Origin of the sequence: Leisingera daeponensis DSM 23529, from assembly GCF_000473145.1 — a bacterium.
Lineage (GTDB): Bacteria > Pseudomonadota > Alphaproteobacteria > Rhodobacterales > Rhodobacteraceae > Leisingera > Leisingera daeponensis.
This window is the reverse complement of the sequence record NZ_KI421500.1, coordinates 3,515,536-3,535,284: the sequence shown is the minus strand read 5'-3', so window position 1 is coordinate 3,535,284 and position 19,749 is coordinate 3,515,536. Positions and strand designations below refer to the sequence as shown.

Annotated in this window: 20 protein-coding genes; 9 read left to right on the top strand and 11 right to left on the bottom strand. The window is 67.0% G+C overall.

Annotation, left to right across the window (positions count from 1 at the left end; translation table 11 throughout):
- Positions 1–57 precede the first annotated feature (57 nt).
- From mreC to DAEP_RS0117705, 5 genes are read left to right on the top strand one after another with little or no spacing between them, the layout of a single operon-like run.
- Positions 58–999: a rod shape-determining protein MreC gene (gene mreC, locus DAEP_RS0117725; RefSeq protein ID WP_027245613.1), complete on the top strand. Its 942-nt coding sequence runs from the start codon at positions 58–60 to the stop codon at positions 997–999.
- Positions 992–1,528 (top strand): hypothetical protein, encoded by a 537-nt coding sequence (locus DAEP_RS0117720; RefSeq protein ID WP_027245612.1) that lies wholly within the window; start codon positions 992–994, stop codon positions 1,526–1,528. The genes mreC and DAEP_RS0117720 overlap by 8 nt, the downstream gene beginning before the upstream one ends.
- The gene (gene mrdA / locus DAEP_RS0117715; RefSeq protein WP_008554469.1) at positions 1,528–3,474 is read left to right on the top strand and encodes a penicillin-binding protein 2; all 1,947 of its coding nucleotides are present in this window, start codon (positions 1,528–1,530) and stop codon (positions 3,472–3,474) included. The genes DAEP_RS0117720 and mrdA overlap by 1 nt, the downstream gene beginning before the upstream one ends.
- Entirely contained in the window at positions 3,471–4,622 is a 1,152-nt protein-coding gene (gene rodA / locus DAEP_RS0117710; RefSeq protein ID WP_008557956.1) for a rod shape-determining protein RodA, read from the top strand. Before mrdA ends, rodA begins: the two co-directional genes overlap by 4 nt.
- A 17-nt stretch (positions 4,623–4,639) precedes the next feature.
- The gene (locus tag DAEP_RS0117705; RefSeq protein ID WP_027245611.1) at positions 4,640–5,572 is read left to right on the top strand and encodes a 2-hydroxyacid dehydrogenase; all 933 of its coding nucleotides are present in this window, start codon (positions 4,640–4,642) and stop codon (positions 5,570–5,572) included.
- Between the two features lie 117 nt (positions 5,573–5,689).
- Here the strand turns inward: DAEP_RS0117705 and DAEP_RS0117700 are convergent, their stop codons facing one another.
- From DAEP_RS0117700 to DAEP_RS0117670, 7 genes are all read right to left on the bottom strand, one after another.
- The gene (locus DAEP_RS0117700) at positions 5,690–7,705 is read right to left on the bottom strand and encodes a M3 family metallopeptidase (RefSeq protein WP_027245610.1); all 2,016 of its coding nucleotides are present in this window, start codon (positions 7,703–7,705) and stop codon (positions 5,690–5,692) included.
- A gap of 108 nt (positions 7,706–7,813) precedes the next feature.
- The gene (locus DAEP_RS0117695; RefSeq protein ID WP_008553454.1) at positions 7,814–8,164 is read right to left on the bottom strand and encodes a hypothetical protein; all 351 of its coding nucleotides are present in this window, start codon (positions 8,162–8,164) and stop codon (positions 7,814–7,816) included.
- A gap of 9 nt (positions 8,165–8,173) precedes the next feature.
- On the bottom strand, positions 8,174–9,223 hold the full coding sequence (locus tag DAEP_RS0117690) for a HesA/MoeB/ThiF family protein (protein WP_027245609.1): 1,050 nt from the start codon (positions 9,221–9,223) through the stop codon (positions 8,174–8,176).
- On the bottom strand, positions 9,223–9,678 hold the full coding sequence (gene dut, locus DAEP_RS0117685; RefSeq protein ID WP_008553224.1) for a dUTP diphosphatase: 456 nt from the start codon (positions 9,676–9,678) through the stop codon (positions 9,223–9,225). Before dut ends, DAEP_RS0117690 begins: the two co-directional genes overlap by 1 nt.
- A 37-nt stretch (positions 9,679–9,715) precedes the next feature.
- On the bottom strand, positions 9,716–10,912 hold the full coding sequence (gene coaBC, locus DAEP_RS0117680; RefSeq protein WP_008556123.1) for a bifunctional phosphopantothenoylcysteine decarboxylase/phosphopantothenate--cysteine ligase CoaBC: 1,197 nt from the start codon (positions 10,910–10,912) through the stop codon (positions 9,716–9,718).
- A 227-nt stretch (positions 10,913–11,139) separates the two neighbouring features.
- On the bottom strand, positions 11,140–11,976 hold the full coding sequence (locus DAEP_RS0117675) for a ChaN family lipoprotein (RefSeq protein ID WP_027245608.1): 837 nt from the start codon (positions 11,974–11,976) through the stop codon (positions 11,140–11,142).
- The gene (locus tag DAEP_RS0117670) at positions 11,973–12,851 is read right to left on the bottom strand and encodes an RNA polymerase factor sigma-32 (protein ID WP_008555256.1); all 879 of its coding nucleotides are present in this window, start codon (positions 12,849–12,851) and stop codon (positions 11,973–11,975) included. Before DAEP_RS0117670 ends, DAEP_RS0117675 begins: the two co-directional genes overlap by 4 nt.
- A 275-nt stretch (positions 12,852–13,126) precedes the next feature.
- Between DAEP_RS0117670 and cobU the strand changes: the two genes are divergently transcribed.
- From cobU to DAEP_RS0117650, 4 genes are all read left to right on the top strand, one after another.
- Positions 13,127–13,645, top strand: coding sequence for a bifunctional adenosylcobinamide kinase/adenosylcobinamide-phosphate guanylyltransferase (gene cobU, locus DAEP_RS0117665; protein WP_027245607.1), 519 nt, complete (start codon positions 13,127–13,129; stop codon positions 13,643–13,645).
- The gene (locus tag DAEP_RS0117660; protein ID WP_036760821.1) at positions 13,642–14,223 is read left to right on the top strand and encodes a histidine phosphatase family protein; all 582 of its coding nucleotides are present in this window, start codon (positions 13,642–13,644) and stop codon (positions 14,221–14,223) included. Before cobU ends, DAEP_RS0117660 begins: the two co-directional genes overlap by 4 nt.
- Before the next feature lie 58 nt (positions 14,224–14,281).
- Positions 14,282–14,965, top strand: coding sequence for a glutathione S-transferase (locus tag DAEP_RS0117655; protein WP_027245605.1), 684 nt, complete (start codon positions 14,282–14,284; stop codon positions 14,963–14,965).
- Between the two features lie 113 nt (positions 14,966–15,078).
- On the top strand, positions 15,079–16,587 hold the full coding sequence (locus DAEP_RS0117650; protein ID WP_027245604.1) for a YifB family Mg chelatase-like AAA ATPase: 1,509 nt from the start codon (positions 15,079–15,081) through the stop codon (positions 16,585–16,587).
- On the opposite strand, the gene DAEP_RS0117645 is transcribed toward DAEP_RS0117650, so the two are convergent.
- The 4 genes from DAEP_RS0117645 to rsmI form a co-directional block, all read right to left on the bottom strand.
- Entirely contained in the window at positions 16,576–17,484 is a 909-nt protein-coding gene (locus DAEP_RS0117645) for an alpha/beta hydrolase fold domain-containing protein (protein ID WP_027245603.1), read from the bottom strand. The genes DAEP_RS0117650 and DAEP_RS0117645 overlap by 12 nt on opposite strands.
- Positions 17,484–18,419 carry a glutathione synthase gene (gene gshB, locus DAEP_RS0117640; RefSeq protein ID WP_027245602.1) on the bottom strand — a complete coding sequence of 312 codons (936 nt, stop codon included), beginning with the start codon at positions 18,417–18,419 and terminating at the stop codon, positions 17,484–17,486. The genes DAEP_RS0117645 and gshB overlap by 1 nt, the downstream gene beginning before the upstream one ends.
- A gap of 71 nt (positions 18,420–18,490) precedes the next feature.
- Positions 18,491–18,865, bottom strand: a complete 375-nt coding sequence (locus tag DAEP_RS0117635; protein WP_027245601.1) for a YraN family protein — start codon at positions 18,863–18,865, stop codon at positions 18,491–18,493.
- 3 nt (positions 18,866–18,868) lie between these two features.
- Complete coding sequence (gene rsmI / locus DAEP_RS0117630; protein ID WP_027245600.1) at positions 18,869–19,726, bottom strand: 16S rRNA (cytidine(1402)-2'-O)-methyltransferase; 858 nt, start codon at positions 19,724–19,726, stop codon at positions 18,869–18,871.
- Positions 19,727–19,749 lie beyond the last annotated feature (23 nt).

The following is a 19,749-nucleotide window of genomic DNA, read 5'->3' as shown; positions in this document are numbered from 1 at the left end:
GACCGCCGGAACGGCGCCGGCCGGTGAGCGGCTGGAGGGGCGGCTGGAAGGAGAGACGTGGCGAAGGACAAGTCACAGCGCGACGATTACGCAACCCCGCTGCGGCGTCTGCTGACAGCGGTTCTGTGCCTGTGCCTGGCCGCGGTCTTCATCGTCTGGCGGATCGACAGCCCGCGGGTGGAGCGTTTCCGCGCCCAGGTGGCGGACAGGGTGGTGCCCAGCATGGACTGGGCGATGGTGCCGGTGACCGCCACCATCAACCTGATCCGCGATTTCCAAAGCTACCAGCGCTTGGCGGAGCAGAACCGCGAGCTGCGCAGCGAGCTGCGGCAGATGCGGGCCTGGAAAGAGGCGGCGCTGCAGCTGGAGCAGGAAAACGCCCGCCTTCTGGATCTCAACAACGTGCGGCTGGATCCGCAGCTGACCTATATCACCGGGGTGGTGATGGCCGACAGCGGCTCCCCCTTCCGGCAGTCGGTGCTGCTGAACGTGGGCAGCCGCGACGGGGTGCATGACGGCTGGGCGGCGATGGACGGGATCGGGCTGGTGGGCCGGATCTCCGGCACCGGGCGCAACACTGCGCGGGTGATCCTGCTGACCGATGCCGCCAGCGCGGTGCCGGCGACCATCCAGCCCTCCGGCCAGACCGCGCTGGTCACTGGCGACAACAGCGCCGCGCCGGTGCTCAGCTTTCTGGAAAATCCCGATCAGGTGCGTCCCGGCGACCGGGTGATTTCCTCAGGCGACGGCTCCGTCTTTCCGGCGGGCCTGCTGATCGGCCAGGTGGCCAAGGACCGGTCCGGGCGGATGCGGGTGCGCCTGTCCGCGGATTACGGGCGGCTGGAATTCCTGCGGGTGCTGCGCCACCACGGCACCGAAGTGATCCAGGACCCGGGCGGGCTGGTCGGGGCGCCGCCGGGCGATCCGGTGCCGCAGCCGCGGCCCGAGGGCTTGGGGGCTGAGAGCGCAGACGGCACGGCTGAGGCGGGCAATGGCTAACACCTCGCCCGCCCGGATCTGGACCATGCGCGCGGCGTTCGCGGCGCTGGCACTGCTGATCATGTTCTTCCACCTGCTGCCGCTGGAGACCGAGCCGCGGTTCTGGGCGCCGCCGGACCTGCTCATGGCGCTGGCGATGGCCTGGAGCCTGCGCCGCCCGGATTATGTGCCTGCACTTTCCATCGGGCTGGTGATGCTGCTGGCGGATCTGCTGTTCCACCGCCCGCCGGGTCTGCTGGCGCTGCTGACGGTGCTGGGCTGCGGCTTCCTCAAGGGCCGCTCAGCGCCCCATCGCGAGAGCACCTTTGCCAGCGAATGGCTGTCTGTTTCGGTGGTGCTCACCGGGATTGCCACCCTGAACCGGCTGATCCTGACCCTGTTCGGGGTGGCGCAGGCGCAGCTGAGCCTGACCGTGATCCAGGTGGTGATGACCATCGCCGCCTATCCGCTGGCAGTTTGGGCCAGCCAGTCTATTCTGGGGGTGCGCAAACTGTCCCCGTCCGAAGCCGAAGCCCTGGTGAGCCGCTGATGAAACGCAATCCCAAGGATCTGGATGCCGCACACGGCAAGATGACCCGGCGGGCGCTGTTCCTGGGCGGGCTGCAGCTGGCCTTTGCCGGCGGCCTGGCGGCCCGGATGCGCTATCTGCAGGTGGATCAGGCCGATGAGTTCCGCCTGCTGGCCGAGGAAAACCGCATCAACATCCGCCTGCTGCCGCCCGCGCGCGGCCAGATATTCGACCGCAACGGGCTGATCGTCGCGCAGAACTCGCCCTCATACCGGATCACCGTGGTGCCGGAGGATGCGGGCGACGTTGAGGCGGTGATTGCCAAGCTCTCCAGCCTGGTGCCGCTGGACCCGGAGGACCTGGAGCGCGCCCGCACCGAGATGCGCCGCTCGCCGCCGTTCCTGCCGATCACCCTCGCCGACCAGATCGGCTGGGAGGATATCTCCAAAGTCGCGGTGAACGCCCCGGCCCTGCCCGGCGTCACGCCTGAGGTGGGCCTGACGCGGGTCTATCCGCAGCTCGGCGATTTTGCCCATGTGGTCGGTTATGTCGGGCCGGTCTCGGACTATGACCTGAGCAAGATGGAAGATCCGGAGCCGGTGCTGATGATCCCGCGCTTCCAGATCGGCAAGGTGGGCTTTGAGGCCAGGCGCGAGGATGTGCTGCGCGGCAAGGCTGGCGCCAAGCGGGTCGAGGTCAACGCCACCGGCCGGGTGATGCGCGAGCTGGACCGGCGCGAGGGGATCTCCGGCGCCGACATGCAGCTGACCATTGACGCGGAATTGCAGAACTATGTGCAGGCGCGGCTGGGCCGGGAAAGCGCTGCCGCGGTGGTGATCGACTGCGAGGACGGGGACATCCGCGCGATCTGCTCCTCGCCCAGCTTCGACCCCAACCTGTTCGTGCGCGGCATCTCGGTTGCCGACTACCGGATGCTGACAGAGGACAAATTCCGCCCGCTGTCCAACAAGACCGTGCAGGGCACCTATCCGCCCGGCTCCACCTTCAAGATGATCACCGCGCTGGCGGCACTGGAAAACGGCGTGATCGGGCCGGAGGAAACCGTCTGGTGCCCCGGCTACCTCAAGGTTGCCGGCCGCCGCTTCCACTGCTGGAAACGCGCAGGCCATGGGCATATGGATCTGAACGCCTCGCTGAAACAGTCCTGCGACGTCTATTATTACGACGTGGCGATCAAGACCGGGATCAACAAGATCTCCGAGATGGCCAATGTGTTCGGCCTCGGCATCAAGCACGAGCTGCCGATGTCGGCGGTGGCGCAGGGGATCACCCCGACCAAGGAGTGGAAGGCCAGCTCTTATGGCAAGGACTGGCTGATCGGCGATACCGCGAACTCCTCCATCGGCCAGGGCTACATGCTGGCGTCGCCCTTGCAGCTGGCGGTCATGACCGCGCGCATTGCCACCGGGCGCAGCGTGACGCCGCGGCTGCTGAAGTCGCTGGACGGCGTGGAACAGCCAAGCGGCGCCGGCGAGCCCCTTCCGGTCAGCGAGAACAACCTGCGCATGGTGCGGCGCGGCATGCATTCGGTCAGCAATGACCGCCGCGGCACCGCCTACCGCTCCCGCATCATCGGCGATGGCATGCAGATGGCCGGCAAGACCGGCACCAGCCAGGTCCGCAACATCACCGCCGCCGAACGCGCGGCCGGTGTGATCCGCAACGAGGACCTGCCGTGGGAGCGGCGCGACCATGCGCTGTTTGTCTGCTTTGCGCCCTATGACAAGCCCAAATACGCGGTTGCGGTGGTGGTCGAACACGGCGGCGGCGGCTCCAAGGCGGCGGCTCCGGTGGCACGCGACGTGCTGCTGCAGGCGCTTTACAACGGCACCCCGCCGCTGGAGGCCTACCCCAACGCCGACCGCAGCCGCATCAAGGCGCAGCAGGAGCGGCTGGAGCGCGAGCGCGTCAAGCGCCCGCTGGGCAGCAGGAGCAGCCGGGCATGAGCTATCTTGAGTACCACGCCAAATCGACCCCCGCAGGGCTGCGCAAGATCCTCTATCTGAACTGGGGGCTGACGCTGCTGCTGATCACGGTCGCCAGTGTCGGCTTCCTGATGCTCTATTCGGTGGCGGGCGGCTCCTTCAGCCCGTGGGTGGAGCCGCAGGTCAAGCGGTTTGCCCTCGGGCTTGCGGCCATGTTCGTGGTGGCGATGATCCCGATCTGGTTCTGGCGCAACATTTCGGTGGTGGCCTATCTGGGGTCGCTGGCGCTGCTGGTCGCAGTGGAACTGTTCGGCACCGTCGGCATGGGCGCGCAGCGCTGGATCGACATCGGCTTCATGCGGCTGCAGCCGTCGGAAGTCACCAAGATCGCCCTGGTGATGCTGCTGGCCGCCTATTACGACTGGCTGCCGCCCGAGAAAACCTCCCGCCCCTTGTGGGTGCTGCTGCCGGTTGCGCTGATCCTGCTGCCCACGGCGCTGGTGCTGAAACAGCCGGACCTCGGCACCTCGATCCTGCTGATGGCGGCGGGCGGCGGGGTGATGTTCCTGGCGGGCGTGCACTGGGCCTATTTCGTGGCGGTGATCGCGGCGGGCGCAGGGCTGGTCAGCGCCGTGTTCCAAAGCCGCGGCACCGACTGGCAGCTTCTTAAGGATTACCAGTTCCGCCGCATCGACACCTTCCTGGACCCCTCGCAGGACCCCTTGGGCGCGGGCTATCACATCACCCAGTCCAAGATCGCGCTCGGCTCCGGCGGCTGGTCGGGACGCGGGTTCATGCAAGGCACCCAGTCGCGGCTGAACTTCCTGCCGGAAAAGCACACCGACTTCATCTTCACCACCCTGGCAGAGGAATTCGGTTTCATCGGCGGTGTGACCCTCCTGGTGATCTACATGCTGATCATCCTGTTCTGCATCGCCTCGGCAATTGCCGCCAAGGACCGGTTCTCGTCGCTGGTGATCATGGGTATTGCCATCACCTTCTTCCTGTTCTTTGCCGTGAACATGTCGATGGTGATGGGGCTGGCGCCAGTGGTTGGCGTGCCGCTGCCGATGGTGTCTTATGGCGGCTCGGCGATGCTGGTGCTCCTGGGCGCCTTCGGCATCGTGCAAAGCGCCCATATCCACCGCCCGCGGCAATCGCCGCGCTAGAAAGTCAGGGAGACCTCATGACCGCCAATATCCTGTTTGCAGGCCGCGCCGATGGCTGGCATGCCTATGAGCCGCTGCTGAAAGCGGAGCTTGCCCGGCGGGGCGTGGAGGCAGAGCTGAGCACCGGCTTCGCGCCCGGAGAGGTGGATTACATCGTCTACGCCCCCAGCGGCCCGGTCAGCGATTTCGCCCCCTTCACCCGGCTGAAGGCGGTTCTGAGCATGTGGGCCGGCGTTGAAAAAATCGTCCCCGTTGTGCCCGCTTCGGTGCCGCTCACCCGGATGGTGGACAGCGGGCTGGAACAGGGCATGACCGAATGGGTGGCTGGCCACACGCTGCGCTATCACCTGGGCCTGGACCTGCATATCCGCGGGCTGAACGGGCGCTGGCACCGGCATGTCCCGCCGCTGGCCAAGGACCGTCACGTCACCGTGCTGGGTCTCGGCGCCCTGGGCACCGCCGCGGCCAAGGCGCTGGCGGCGCTGGGGTTCCAGGTCTCCGGCTGGAGCCGCACCCAAAAGGAGATCGAAGGCATCACCTGCCACGCGGGCCCGGAGGGGCTGAAGGCTGCGCTGCGCCAAGCTGAGATCGTGATCCTGCTGCTGCCCGATACTCCCGCCACAGAAAACACGCTGAATGCCGAGACACTGGCCCTGCTGCCCAAGGGCGCAAAAATCATCAACCCGGGCCGCGGGCCGCTGATTGACGACGCGGCGCTGCTGGCGGCACTGGACAGCGGCCAGGTTGGCCACGCGACGCTGGACGTGTTCCGCGTTGAGCCGCTGCCGCCGGAGCACCCCTACTGGGCGCATCCCAATGTCACGGTCACGCCGCATATCGCTTCGGAAACCCGGGAAAGCACCGCGGCCGAAGTCATTGCGGAAAACATCCGCCGCGCGGAGGCCGGGGAGCCGCTCCTGCACCTCGTCGACCGCAGCCTCGGCTACTGAACGGGCAAGAGCGGACAGGCGCCCGCTCTTTCATCTTTCCAGAAATACTCAAGTCCCGCTGCCCGGCAGGCGGCTTTGCCGCCGGAAGGGGAGGCAGCGCCCGCTAGGGCGCTTTCCTTACTCCGCAGCCAGCCCGCGGCCTTTCAGCAGTGCCTCCACACCCGGAAGCCGCCCGCGGAAGGCAACATACAGCTCCGCCGGATCCGCGGAGCCGCCGGTGGAGAGAATATGCTCCTCCAGCGCCCTGGCGCGTTCGGCATCAAAGGCTCCGCCTGCCTCCTTGAAGGCGGCAAAGGCATCGGCGTCCATCACCTCTGACCACATATAGCTGTAATAGCCCGCGGAGTAGCCGTCGCCCGAGAACACATGCGCAAAATGCGGCGTCGCGTGGCGCATGGTGATCGCGTGCGGCATGCCGAGTGCTGCAAGCACTTCGTCTTGCTTCTCCATCGGGTCGGAGGGCGCAGGGCCGTCATGAAAGGCAAGGTCCACCAGCGCAGAGGCGGTATACTCCACCGTCTGGAAGCCCATGTCGAAATTGGACGCCCCCAGCACCTTCTCCAGCATCTCCTGCGGCATCGGCGCGCCGGTTTCCGCGTGGGTGGCAAACTCCTGCAGCACCTCCGGCACCTCCAGCCAATGCTCATACAGCTGGCTGGGCAGCTCCACGAAATCGCGCGCCACCGACGTGCCCGAGATGCTCTCATAGGTCACATCCGACAGCATCTGATGCAGCGCATGGCCGAACTCATGAAACAGGGTGCGGGCATCGTCCCAGGACAACAGCGCCGGATCGCCCTTGGCGAAGTTGCAGACGTTGATCACCACCGGCGCCTGCACCTCCGGGAACTTGGCCTGCTGCCGCATCGCCGAGCACCAGGCGCCGGAGCGTTTGGAACTGCGGGCGAAATAATCACCGATGAAAACCGCCACATGCCGGCCGTCCCGCGTCACCTCCCAGGCGCGGCAGTCCGGGTGGTAGAGCGGCACGTCCAGCGGTGTGAACTCCAGCCCGAACAGCCGGTTTGCACAGGCAAAGGAGGCCTCGATCATCCGGTCGAGCTGCAGATAGGGCTTCAGCTCCGCCTCATCCAGATCATGCTCCGCCTTGCGGCGCTTCTCGGCGTAGTAGCGCCAGTCCCAGGGCTCCAGATCGCCGTTGATGCCATCAGCCTGCATCATCCCGGTCAGCACCCCGGCGTCTTTTTCGGCCCGGGCCTTGGCCGCCTCCCAGACCTCCATCAGCAGCCCGCGCACCGCCTCGGGCGTTTTGGCCATTTCGGTTTCCAGCTTGTAGCCGGCAAAGCTCTCGTATCCCAAAAGCCGCGCCCGCTCCTCGCGCAGCTGCAGGATCTCGGCGGCAATGGCGCGGTTGTCGGTTGCCCCGCCATTGGCCCCGCGGGCGGCCCAGGCGTTGAACGCTTTCTCGCGCAGGTCGCGGCGCGGCGAGAACTGCAAAAACGGCGTGATCAGCGAGCGCGACAGGGTGACAACCGGGCCGCCCGCGCCCTTCTCCTCGCCCGCAGCGCGCGCGGCCTTGACCACAAACTCCGGCAGGCCTTCCAGATCGTCCTCGGACAGTTCCATGAACCAGTCGCGCTCATCCGCCAGCAGGTTCTGGGTGAACTGGGTGCCCAAGGTCGCCAGCCGCCCCTTGATCTCCTGCATCCGGGTGTCGGCCGCGCCCTCCAGCGCCGCGCCACCGCGGACAAAGCCGCGGTGGGTCAGCATCAGGACGCGCTGCTGCTCTTCGGTCAGGTCCAGATCCTCCCGCTGGTCCCACACCGCCTTGACCCGCGCATACAGCGCCTTGTTGGCGGTGATTGCCGAGAAATGCGCGGCAAGCTTGGGGGAAAACTCCCGCTGCAGCTCCTGCCGCTTGGGGTTGCTGTCGGCACCGGCCACGGTGAAGAACACGCCCAGCACCTGCTCCAGCGCGCGGCAGGGCGTTTCCAGCGCCTCGATCACATTGGCAAAGCCGGGCGGCTCGGAGCTGTTGGCGATGGCGCCGATCTGTTCCTTATGCGCCACCAGCGCCTGCTCCAGCGCGGGGGCGAAATCGTCATCGGAAATGCTGTCGAACGGGGCAATTTCAAACGGCGTGTCCCAGCGGGACAGAAGCGGGTTGGACATATGAGGGTCTCCTTTGCAGGCGACGCTAACGGGAAAGACGGAGGGCCGCAATCACGCTCAGCCGGGATGCGCGGGCCGGGCCGGCGCATCCGGTTCCGGCTGCCCGGGTCAGCCGCCGGCCCCGAGGCTGTGGGCCAGTTCAGCCGGGATGATCCGGATCGGAACGCCCGCGATATTGGCCGCGCGGGCGATGCGCCACTCAAAGCGGCCCAACATGCCGTCGGTATCAATCAGCGCAACCACCGCTTCCTTGCCGGTGATTTCCGCCGCGAACAGCGCCTGCTGAATACTGTCCAGGCTGCTGCGCTTGTCGAGACCGAATTCAATGACGCGGTTGCGGTTTTCGCAATCGGTCCGGATGGATGCCGCCCCGCCGGGATAGGTGAACTGATGCACTGTCTCCGGCTGGCCGCCGAACAGGGCGTGGCACAGCAGCGCAATGTAGTAAGCTTCATTCACGGGACAGGATCAGCTTGCTTGCGTGCCGCCGCAGACCGGGCAATCGTCCCGTCGGGACAACCTGATCTTGCGGGTCTCGCCATAGAGCCCGTCGTATATCAGCATTTCGCCCCGCAGCACCTGACCCGCGCCGGTGATCTGCTTGACCGCCTCGACCGCCATCATCGACCCGACAACCCCCGGCAGCGGGCCGATCACCCCGGCCTCGGAGCAGCTGGGCGCCAGGCCGGCCGCAGGCGCCTCCGGGAAAATGCATTGGTAGCAAGGCCCGCCTTCTGCCGGGTGAAACACGCTCAGCTGCCCCTCCCACTGCGACAGCGCGCCGGAGATCAGCGGCTTGCCCAGCGCCGCGGCGGTCCGGTTGGCCAGATAACGGCTCTCGAAATTGTCGGTGCCGTCCAGGATCAGATCAAATTCGGCAAACAGCTCCGCCGCGATGTCATCGCTCAGGCGGCGGTTGTAGGGGCGCACCTCCACATAGGGGTTCTGCGCCTGCATCGCCGCCTGGGCAGAGAACACCTTGGGCGTGCCGATGTCCTTGTCCCGGTGGATCACCTGGCGCTGCAAGTTGGCGTTGTCGACCACGTCATCATCAATCACCCCGATGGTGCCGACACCAGCGGCGGCCAAATATTGCAGTGCAGGCGCGCCCAGACCGCCTGCGCCGATCACCAGCACCTTGGCCTGTTTCAGTTTTTTCTGCCCCGGCCCGCCCAGTTCGCGCAGGACGATATGGCGGGCATAGCGGTCAAGCTCGCTTTCGGTGAAGGTGCCTGCGGGCTGGCTCATCTGCGTGTCCTGGGGCTGGGCGCGGGTCTTCAAAGCCGCCACGATACGCGCATAGAAACCGGCCACAAGGGCAAAGCCGCCGAGCATCAGCCAGGGCGCCACCGAGCCGCCGGTGCCTTCGCGCAGGGGGTGCCCGTCCGGCAGGGTCAGCTGCACCGCCAGCACGGCGATGAACAGCACCGCCAGCAGCCCAAGGCGCAGGTTGCGCGGCAGGCTCAGGAAACGCCCGCCCCACCAGATCAGCGCAGCAAGGATCAGGATCCGCAGCATCAGGCCTGCCCGGTGGAGCCGAAGCCGCCCGCGCCGCGGGCCGTTGCCGACAGCGCCTCCGCCGGTTCAAACCGCGCCTGCAGGACAGGTGCCACCACCATCTGCGCGATGCGGTCGCCATGCGCGATCTGAAACGGTTCCTGCCCCGCGTTCAGCAGAATCACCCCCAACGGCCCGCGGTAGTCGCTGTCGATGGTGCCCGGCGTGTTGGGCAGGGTGATCCCGTGTTTCAGCGCCAGCCCGGAGCGCGGCCTGATCTGCACCTCATAACCAGCCGGGATCTCGATGCGCAGCCCGGTGGGCACCAGGGCGCGCTCCCCCGGCTGCAGCACCAGAAAGCCGCGGTCCGGCAGGTTGGCCCGCACATCAGCCCCCGCCGCGCCGGCAGTCTCATAGGAGGGCAGCGGCACATCCCGGTCCGCAGCTTCCTCATGGATCACACGGATCGTGACCATCCCCGCTCCCCCTTCATCTTTCCAAAAATACTCAAGATCACCCGGCCAGCGCCGCGGCAATCCGCTCTGCCAGCTTGCGGGCGACCTCGTCCTTGCCCATGCGCGGCCATTCCTCGGCGCCGCCGCCGGAGATCAGGATCACCGCGTTCTCGCTGCCGCCCATGATGCCCGTCGCGGGCGAGACGTCATTGGCGACAATCCAGTCACAGCCCTTGCGCTTGCGCTTGGCGGTGGCGTTTTCGACCACATCATTGGTTTCCGCAGCGAAGCCGACCACCAGTCCGGGACGGCCTTCGCTCATCTGCGAGACGGTTTTCAGGATGTCCGGGTTCTCTGCGAACTCCAGAACCGGCAGCCCGTCCTTGGATTTCTTCAGCTTTCGGTCCGAGGCGCTGGCCACCCGCCAGTCCGCCACCGCGGCGGCAAAGACCCCGGCGTCGGCGGGCAGCGCCGCCTGCACCGCGGCTTCCATCTCGCGGGCGCTTTCCACCGGCACCACCTGCACCCCCTCTGGGGGCCGGACCGCTGCCGGGCCCGTGATGAACACCACCTCCGCGCCCAGATCGCGCAGAGCACGGGCCACCGCCGCCCCCTGCGCCCCGGAGGAGCGGTTGGCGATGTAGCGCACCGGGTCGATCGGCTCATGCGTGGGCCCGGAGGTCACCAGAATGCGCTTGCCCTTCAACGGCCCCGCCGAGAGCTTTGCCGCGATGGCGGCCAGGATCTCCTCCGGTTCCGCCATCCGACCGGGGCCGAATTCGCCGCAGGCCATGCTGCCCTCGTTGGGGCCAACAAAGGACACGCCGTCCCCCTTCAGGGTTTCAAGATTGCGCCGGGTGGCCGGGTGGTCCCACATCCGCACATTCATCGCGGGCGCCAGCAGCACCGGCGTGTCGGTGGCCAGCAGCAGCGTCGAGGCAAGGTCATTTGCATGGCCCTGCGCCATCTTGGCCATCAGATCCGCCGTGGCGGGTGCGACCACCAGCAGATCGGCACTGCGCGACAGCTGGATATGGCCCATCTCGGCCTCTGCCGTCAGGTCGAACAGCTCCTGATGCACAGGCGTTCCGGCCAAGGCCGACACCGACAGGGGCGTCACAAATTCGGCACCGGACTTGGTCAGCACAGGGGTCACCCGGGCGCCCTGATCCTGCAGGCGGCGGATCAGTTCCAGCGATTTATAGGCCGCGATGCCGCCGCCGATGATCAGAAGAATATGTTTGCCAGCCAGCATTTGCGCGTCCTCGCCCGGTTTGCCGCGACTGTACTGCGCCGAAAGGGAAGTGTGAAACGGTTTTCCCCGCCCCTAGCCCGGCCCCGGGGGCAGAGGCAGAGGCAAAAGCTCCCGCCCCCGCGCGGCACCGGCCTGCGGCCCCTGCCGCTGGCGGCGTTGGGCCGGGCGCCGCGCTGCGCACGGCGCGGTCGGGGCAAATGCAGCGTCAGCTGCGTGCGCAGCCTCCCTCAGCCGCTTTTCCGAAACGCCAGACAGGGATCGGGACGCTCTGCCGCCGGAGCATCCAGCACAAGATCGAAAGTGCCGCTGATCTGCCCGTCTTCCGACTGGCCCAGGCTGCGGATCCGGGCATCGGGGCGGGCCTTGGCAAGGTACACCGCCAGCCCGCGGTCCGCGCGGGCGTGGCCATTACCGGTGATCACCGCCACCGGGCCGCCGGTTTCTGCCAGCGCCCGGTCCGCGGCAGCGGCCAGGCTGGCGTCACGCAGGCGCTGGATGTCCACCAGAACCGGCAGCATCTCCGCCGGCATCGCATTGCAGTGACTGGCCAGCTGGTCCCCCTCGCGCGCCGCCTGTTCGGCAGCGGGCAGCGGCTGATCCAGGCCAAAGCGCGCGGCGGCCTCTGCACCGAAATAGGCGGCGGCACCTTCCTCCAGCGCCCGGGCGGCCTCTGCCCGCGGCACCAGCGCGCCGTACTGGCGGGCGCCCCGCGCAGCCGCAAAGACCGGCGCATAAAGGGAAAACTCCGGCCAGCCGGACTGCGCCCAGTCCAAGGCTTGCGCAACCTGCTCCGCGTCCGACAGCGTTGCCGCATCGAGGCTTTCTGCCTGCTCCGCCGTGATCATCTCCCAGACCACGGCCTTGGGCTGAAGTTGCGCCAGCAGCGCGGCCTGCCGCTGATGATGCACCGCGTTGTCATGCACCTCGCCGAGGATCGCCACATCTGCGCCGCGCAGCAGGCCGGCCGCCGCCGCCAGATCGCCGGCGCGGGCGCCAGACAGGCCAAGCGCCGCCAGAACGGCGGCGCTTGCCAAAGTTTTCAGGACAGTCAGCCGCTTTCTCATGAAAGCAGTTTCTGCACCTCCCGCGATTGGCTTTCAAGGCTCTTGCGCATCTTCTGGAACGCGCCGGCCTCCAGCTGCCGCACCCGCTCCTTGGAGAGGCCCAGCTCCGTGCCGAGGCTTTCCAGCGTGCGCGGCCGGTCGCGCAGCTTGCGCTCAGTGATGATAAAGCGCTCGCGGTCGTTCAGTGCCTGCAGCGCCGTGACCAGCCACTTGCGCAGCTGGCGGCGGTCGTGCCGCTCCTGCACCAGATCTTCGGCTTGCGAGGCGTCATCCTCCAGCGCGTCGATCCACTCGCGGCCCTCCTCGTCGGTGGACTGCACCGCGTTCAGAGAGAAGTCGGCCCCCGACAGGCGCCCCTCCATCATCTCCACATCGCGCAGCGGCACACCGATCTCTGTGGCGATCTTCTGATGCAGCTGATGCTGATCCAGCGGCACGCCCGAGGACCGCGCCTCACGCTCCAGTTGCGCCTGCACCCGGCGCATGTTGAAAAACAGCGACTTCTGCGACGAGGTCGAGCCGGTGCGCACCATCGACCAGTTGCGCATCACGTAGTCCTGGATCGACGCCTTGATCCACCACACCGCATAGGTGGAGAACCGCACTCCGCGGTCCGGGTCGAACTTGTCTGCGGCCTTCATCAGGCCCAGGCCCGCCTCCTGGATCAGGTCGTTCATCGGCGCCCCGTAGCGCTTGAACTTGGCGGCCATGGAAATGGCCAGGCGCATATAGGCGTTGATGAGACGGTGCAGCGATTCGACATCGCGGTCATCGCGCCAGGCGTAGGCCAGACGGCGCTCGGTATCGGCATCCAAAAGCTCAGCCTTCATTGCCTGCCTCGGCAATGGGTTTTCGAGTGTTTGATCAAGTGCCATGTGATTTCCCCCCGGAAACTAATTAACAAACTGCCGTCATGAGGACGCGCAAGGAACAATGGGGGCCCGGTTTCGATAGACCGGCAGCAACAGCGCAGCGGATGCGACTCGCGGCTCATCCAAAGGCCAAAATGGGAACGTTAAATTTTATTTTGGCCCCTGCGCAGGCTTACCCGGCCTTAATAAGTGGAACCCCGGGATGCTGCGGTCTCTTGTGTTCACCGGGCCCTGCGGATACCCACAGGAACGGCTTCGGACTTACAGGTTAGCAAGAAATGCCTGCAAATGTAACTTTAATTCTTGGGGGGGCCGCTTCAGGGAAATCGGCCTATGCCGAACAGCTGTGCTTAAGCTCCGGGAAAAGCAGGGTTTACTGGGCGACTGCGCAAATTTTCGACAGTGAGATGCGCGATAAGGTGTCCCGGCACCTCGAACAGAGGGGCTCAGACTGGACCACTGTCGAGGAACCGGAAACAGCGGCCAGGGTTCTGGGCGTTCTGGAGCCGGGCCAGATCTGCCTGATGGATTGCGCCACCATGTGGCTGACCAATCATTTGCTGGCAGATCACGACCTGCAAGCCGCCCAGGACGGGCTGCTGGCGGCAGTGGACCAGTGCCGGGCCGACCTGGTGATCGTGTCCAATGAAACAGGCCTTGGCATCGTGCCAGAGAACGCGCTGGCCCGCCGGTTCCGCGAGGCGCAGGGGCGGTTCAACATCGTGCTGGCGGCGCGGGCGGACACCGTGGTGCAAGTGACCGCGGGGCTGCCGCTGGTGCTGAAGGGGAGCCTATGATCACACGGCTGTTTCTGATCCGGCATGGTCCGACGCACGCGAAATCCATGGTCGGCTGGTCGGATCTGCCCGCCGATCTGTCCGATTCGGCGGCGCTGGCGCGCCTGTCGGACTATCTGCCCGCAGACGCGCTGGTGGTGTCCTCGGACCTGTCCCGCGCGGCAGAGACCGCAACCGCCATCCAGGGGCAGCGCCAGCGTCTGCCGCATGTGCAGGCCCTGCGCGAGATCCACTTTGGCGCCTGGGAGCTTCGGACCTGGGCCGAGATCGACGCAGAAGACCCGGAACGCATCCGCGCCTATTGGGAGACCCCGGGCGATGTGACCCCGCCGGGGGGCGAGAGCTGGCACCAGGTCTGCAACCGGGTGAATGCGGCTGTTGACGGGCTGATCGGCGCGCACCGGGGCCGCGACCTGATCGTTGTCGGCCACTTCGGCCAGATCCTGACCCAGATCCAGCGGGCGGATCTGCTGACCGCGGAAGAGGCCTTTGCCCACCGCATCGACAACCTGTCGGTCAGCGAAATTTCCCGTGGCCCGGACGGCTGGCGGACGGGTGTGATCAATCACCTCCCGTGACGGGTGCCATCACAAACATTCCATTTCAACATGTTACGCCCGGCGCTAGCCTGCTGGCATGGCTTATGAACTTTATATCGGCGACCGCATGTTCTCCAGTTGGTCCTTGCGCGGCTGGCTCATGCTCGAAAAATTCTCCCTGCCCCATACGGTGCATCTGGTGGGGCTGTATTCCGGAACCATGGCGGATGACATGGCGCATCTGGCCCCGGCCCGGCTGGTGCCTGCCCTGCGCACGCCCGAGGGCACGGTGATCGGCGAAAGCGTCGCCATTGCCGAAACTTTGGCGGAACGGCATCCGGAGGCGGGCCTTTGGCCGTCGGATCCGGCGCAGCGTGCCACGGCGCGCTGGCTGGCGGCGGAGATGGCCGCAGGCTTTGGCGCGCTGCGCGGCGGCTGCCCGATGCAGCTCGCGCATGTGTACGAGGGATTCGAGGTGCCGCCCGCGGTGCAGGCGGACCTGGACCGGATCGAAACCCTGTTCGCCCACGCCCGCAAGGTGTCGGGCCACAGCAGCGGCTATCTGTTCGGGGCGTATTCTCTGGCGGATGTGTTCTATACCCCGGTGGCGGCGCGGATCACGGGCTACGGCCTGCCGGTGTCCGCTGAGACCCGCGCCTATTGCAAGCTGCTGCTGTCCGACCCGGCAGTCCTGCAATGGCAGAAGCAGGCGCATGAGGTCAGCTATGACCCGGAACCCTACGCGATGGATCTGCCGCGGCGGCCCTGGACTCTGGACTGAGCCTGCCGCGCGCGCGAATTCTGCGTGAAATCGCCGCCCGCCGCTCGTGGCGTTAATGACTCGGAAACCACGATTGCCAAGCATTTCTCCCTGCATCAGGAGGGTTGGGAGAGATGACCGCACGGTCCTATACAGTTGCGTTTCAAGGGGTCGAGGCCCGGCTGGTCGAGGTGCAATGCGCCGTCGCCCCGGGCCTGCCTGCTTTCTCAGTCGTCGGCTTGCCGGACAAGGCGGTCCAGGAAGCCCGGGAACGGGTGCGGGCGGCTTTTGCGGCGATGTCCATCGCCCTGCCCTCGCGCCGGATCACGGTGAACCTGTCGCCCGCGGACCTGCCCAAGGAGGGCAGCCATTTCGATCTGCCGATTGCGCTGGCCCTGCTGGCCGCCATCGGCATCATCCCGGCGGAAAAGGCCGAGGAGACCATCGCCCTGGGAGAGCTGTCGCTGGACGGCCAGCTGATGCCGGTGGCCGGCGCCCTGCCCGCCGCCGTCACCGCGGCGGAGGAAGACCGGATGCTGCTCTGCCCGAAACCTTCGGGGCCGGAGGCGGCCTGGGTCGATGCGGCGCAGGTGATCGGCGCTGGCACGCTGACGGAGGTGGTGCAGCATTTCACCGGACAGCGGCGCATTGAACCCTCCGCGCCCGGCGAGGCGGTCAGCGGGCTGGGCGGCAAGGATTTGCGCGACGTGAAAGGCCAGGAAACGGCCAAGCGGGCGCTGGAAATCGCAGCGGCCGGACGCCATCACATGCTGATGATCGGCCCGCCCGGCTCCGGCAAGTCGATGCTGGCGGCGCGGCTGCCCTCGATCCTGCCGCCGCTGTCGCCCGCGGAGGCGCTGGAAACCTCGATGATCCATTCCCTGTGCGGACTGATCGACGACGGCGGCATCAGCCGCGCCCGCCCGTTCCGCGAACCGCATCACACCGCCTCGATGGCGGCGATTGCGGGCGGCGGGCGGCGCGCCCAGCCCGGCGAGATCAGCCTGGCCCACAACGGCGTCTTGTTCCTGGATGAGCTGCCGGAATTCGCGCGCCCGGTGCTGGAAACCCTGCGCCAGCCGCTGGAAACCGGCGAAGTGATGGTGGCGCGTGCCAATGCCCATGTGAAATACCCCAGCCGGTTCATGCTGGTGGCCGCCGCCAACCCCTGCAAATGCGGTTACCTGGCCGATGCCAACCGCGCCTGTTCCCGCGCGCCCCTGTGCGGTGCCGACTACCTGGGCCGGATCTCAGGCCCGCTGCTGGACCGCTTCGACCTGCATCTGGACGTGCCGCCGGTGGCTGTCGCCGACCTGGAGCTGCCGCCCGGCGCCGAGGGCTCTGCCGAAGTTGCCCAGCGCGTGGCAAACGCACGGGAGATGCAAACCGCCCGGTTCCGGGACTATCCCGGCCTGCGCCAGAACGCCGACGCCGAGGGCAGCCTGCTGGAGGAGATCGCCGCGCCCGACGCCGAGAGCCGCAGCCTGCTGATCCGCGCCGCGGAACGCTTCGGGCTCAGCGCGCGCGGCTATCACCGGGTGCTGCGGGTTGCCCGCACCATCGCCGACCTGGCCTGTGAAGAGCGGGTGCAGCGCCAGCACTTTGCCGAGGCGCTGAGCTTCCGGCTGCCCTCAACCCGCTGAGCCGCCATCCAGCGCCGCCACCGCAAAGGCGGCCGCCTCCTCCAGCGCCGCCTGCCCCTCCGGCAGGTGCCCGGCCATGAACTGCCAGACATGCGGCACATCGCGCCACAGGGTCAGGCGCACGCTGCCGCCCGCGGCCTGCAGCCGTTCTGCCATCCGCTCTGCATCCGACAGCAGCACTTCGACGTCGCCTGCCTGGATCAGCACCGGCGGCGGACCGGGAAACTCCGCAAACAGGGGGGAAGCGCGGGGATCAGCGGGGTCCGCGCCCGCCAGATACTGCTCGATAACCTCTTTCATCCGTCCGGCGGGGATGATCACGTCCTTGTCACGGTTGGCCTGGATACTGGCCCCGCTCAGCGTCAGGTCGCACCAGGGGGAAAAGGCAATCACGCCCGCCGGCCGCTCCCCCCTGGCCAGCAGCCCGCCCAGCAGCGCCAGCGCCAGCCCGCCGCCCGCGCTGTCGCCAGCCAGCAGGATATCCCCCGGCCCGTAGCCCATGCGGCGCAGCGACTGCCAGGCCGTCATCGCATCGTCATAGGCCGCCGGAAACGGCGCCTCCTGAAGCAGCCGGTAATCGGGAACTGCGATCTCGGTTCTGGAGGCAAAAGACAGGCGGGACAGCATCCCCTGATAGGCCCGGGCGCTGCCGGCCAGATAGGCGCCGCCGTGCAGGAACAGGATGATCCGCCTGCTGCGGGTCTGCCCGGCGGAGACCAGATACAGCGGCACCGGTGCAGGCCGCCGCAGCACCCGGGTATAGGGCAGCGCCGGGCAGAACAGCGGTGCGGTCAGGTCAAAGACCTTGCGCACGAACTCCGGACTGCCGGTCAGCCGCAGCGCCGGTTTCAGGCCATAGCGCATCCACGCATTGATGGCCCGGCGCTGCCAGCTCATCAGCGGATCTTGGCTTCGATCGCCTGCCAGACCTTTTCGGCGATGTTCACCCCGTCAAACCGCTCCAGCTCCTGAATGCCTGTGGGCGAAGTCACGTTGATCTCAGTCAGGTAGTCGCCGATCACGTCGATGCCGACAAAGACCTGCCCCTTTTCGCGCAACAGCGGCCCGATGGCGGCGCAGATTTCCATATCGCGCTCGCTCAGGCCGGTCTTTTCGGGGCGCCCGCCCACATGCATGTTGGAGCGGGTCTCGCCCGCCGCCGGAACCCGGTTGATCGCCCCCACCGGCTCGCCATCGACCAGGATCACGCGCTTGTCGCCGTTGCTGACGTCGGGCAGGAATTTCTGCACGATCAGCGGCTCGCGGCTGAAGCCGGTGAACAGCTCATGCAGCGAGGTCAGGTTGCGGTCGTTTGCGTCCAGCCGGAACACGCCGGCCCCGCCGTTGCCGTACAGCGGCTTGAGGATCACATCGCCATGGACCTCCTTGAACGCCCTGATGGTCTGCAAATCACGGGCAATGGTGGTCGGCGGCGTCAGATCCGGGAATTTCAGAACCAGCAGCTTTTCCGGGTAATTGCGCACCCAGAACGGGTCGTTCACCACCAGCGCCTGCCCCTTCAGCATGTCCAGCAGATGGGTCGAGGTGATGTAGTGCATGTCGAACGGCGGATCCTGGCGCAGCCAGACCACGTCGAAGTCCGCCAGATCCACCTCGCGTTCCGGACCCAGAATTGCCGGCGCATCCGCCACCCGCTGAACGGTCATGTCATGGCCGCGGGCGGTGATGCGGCCCTCCTGATAGGCCAGATGGTCGGGACCGTAATAGAACAGCTCATGGCCGCGTGCCTGGGCTTCCTCGGCCAGGCGGAAGCTGCTGTCGGCGTTGATGTTCACGCCCATGACCGGGTCCATCTGGAAGGCGATTTTCATGGCAGTATCCCTTGTAAACTGGCCAAATACATGGCCCACCCTGTCCTGGGGTTCAATGGGTCAGGCGCGGTTCAGTCCATGCCGAAAGCGTTTTCGATGATTTCAACGGCGCCGGTTGCATTGACCAGCGCCGCATCAAAGCGCACCGGCGTCAGCTGCCCCTGCGGCGTGGTCTCCAGGTACTGCCCGGCGCTGGCATAGATGCGTTCCGCCTGCCGCGGGGTGATGCGCTGCGCCGCGGCGGCGCTGGTGGCGCTGTGCTTCACTTCCACGAACACCAGCCCGTCCGGGGCGCGCAGGATCAGGTCGATCTCGCCGCCTGCCCCGCGCCAGCGGCGCTCCGCCACGGTGTAGCCGCGGTTTTCATAGTGGCGGGCAACGATCTCCTCCGCCGCTTCGCCCGCCAGATGGGCACGGGCACCGCGGTGCTGGCGGGCACGGGTCATGGCTCAGCTGTCCTTCGCCAGCTGCAGCGCCAGCTGGTAGACCTTGCGCCGCGGCAGACCGTGCATTTCGGCGACAATCCCGGCAGCATCCTTGACCGAGTTGCCCTGCAACGCGGCCTGCAGATCGCTTTCCAGATCGCCTTCGCTCACCTCCGTTTCCTGCGCGCGGTCGACCAGCAGCACGATCTCGCCCTTGACCGGGCTGTCTTCCAGCCCCGCGGCCAGATCCGCCAGCGGCGCGCGGCGCACTTCCTCGAATTTCTTGGTCAGCTCGCGGCACAGCGCCGCCGGGCGGTTGCCCAGAACCGCGGCCATGTCCGCGACCGAGGCGGCAACCCGCTTGGGCGATTCATAGAAGATCAGTGTTCCCGGGATTTCCCGCAGCTCCTCCAGCCGCTTGCGCCGGGCCCCTGAGGCGTTGGGCAGGAAGCCCGCAAAGAAGAAAGCGTCGGTGGGCAGCCCCGCCAGTGTCAGCGCCGTGGCCGCCGCCGAGGCGCCGGGGGCGCAAGTCACCATGTGGCCCGCCTCCGCCGCGGCCCGGCTGAGGCCGAAGCCCGGGTCGGCAATCAGCGGCATCCCGGCCTCGGAGGCATAGGCAACCGATTTCCCCTCCGCCAGCGCCTCCAGCAGCTTGGCGCGCGCGCCGCTGCCGCTGTGATCATGGTAGGCAATGATCCGCCGCCCGCCCAGCGGCACCCCGTGAATCTCCATCAGCTTGCGCAGCGAGCGTGTATCCTCAGCTGCAAGCACATCGGCCGAGGCCAGCACATCCAGCGCCCGCAAGGTAATGTCGCGGGCCGTGCCGATCGGCGTGGCGACGAAGTACAGCCCGGGGGACAAAATGACATTCTGGTGATTCAACGCTGGACCCGCCTTTTTGGTCG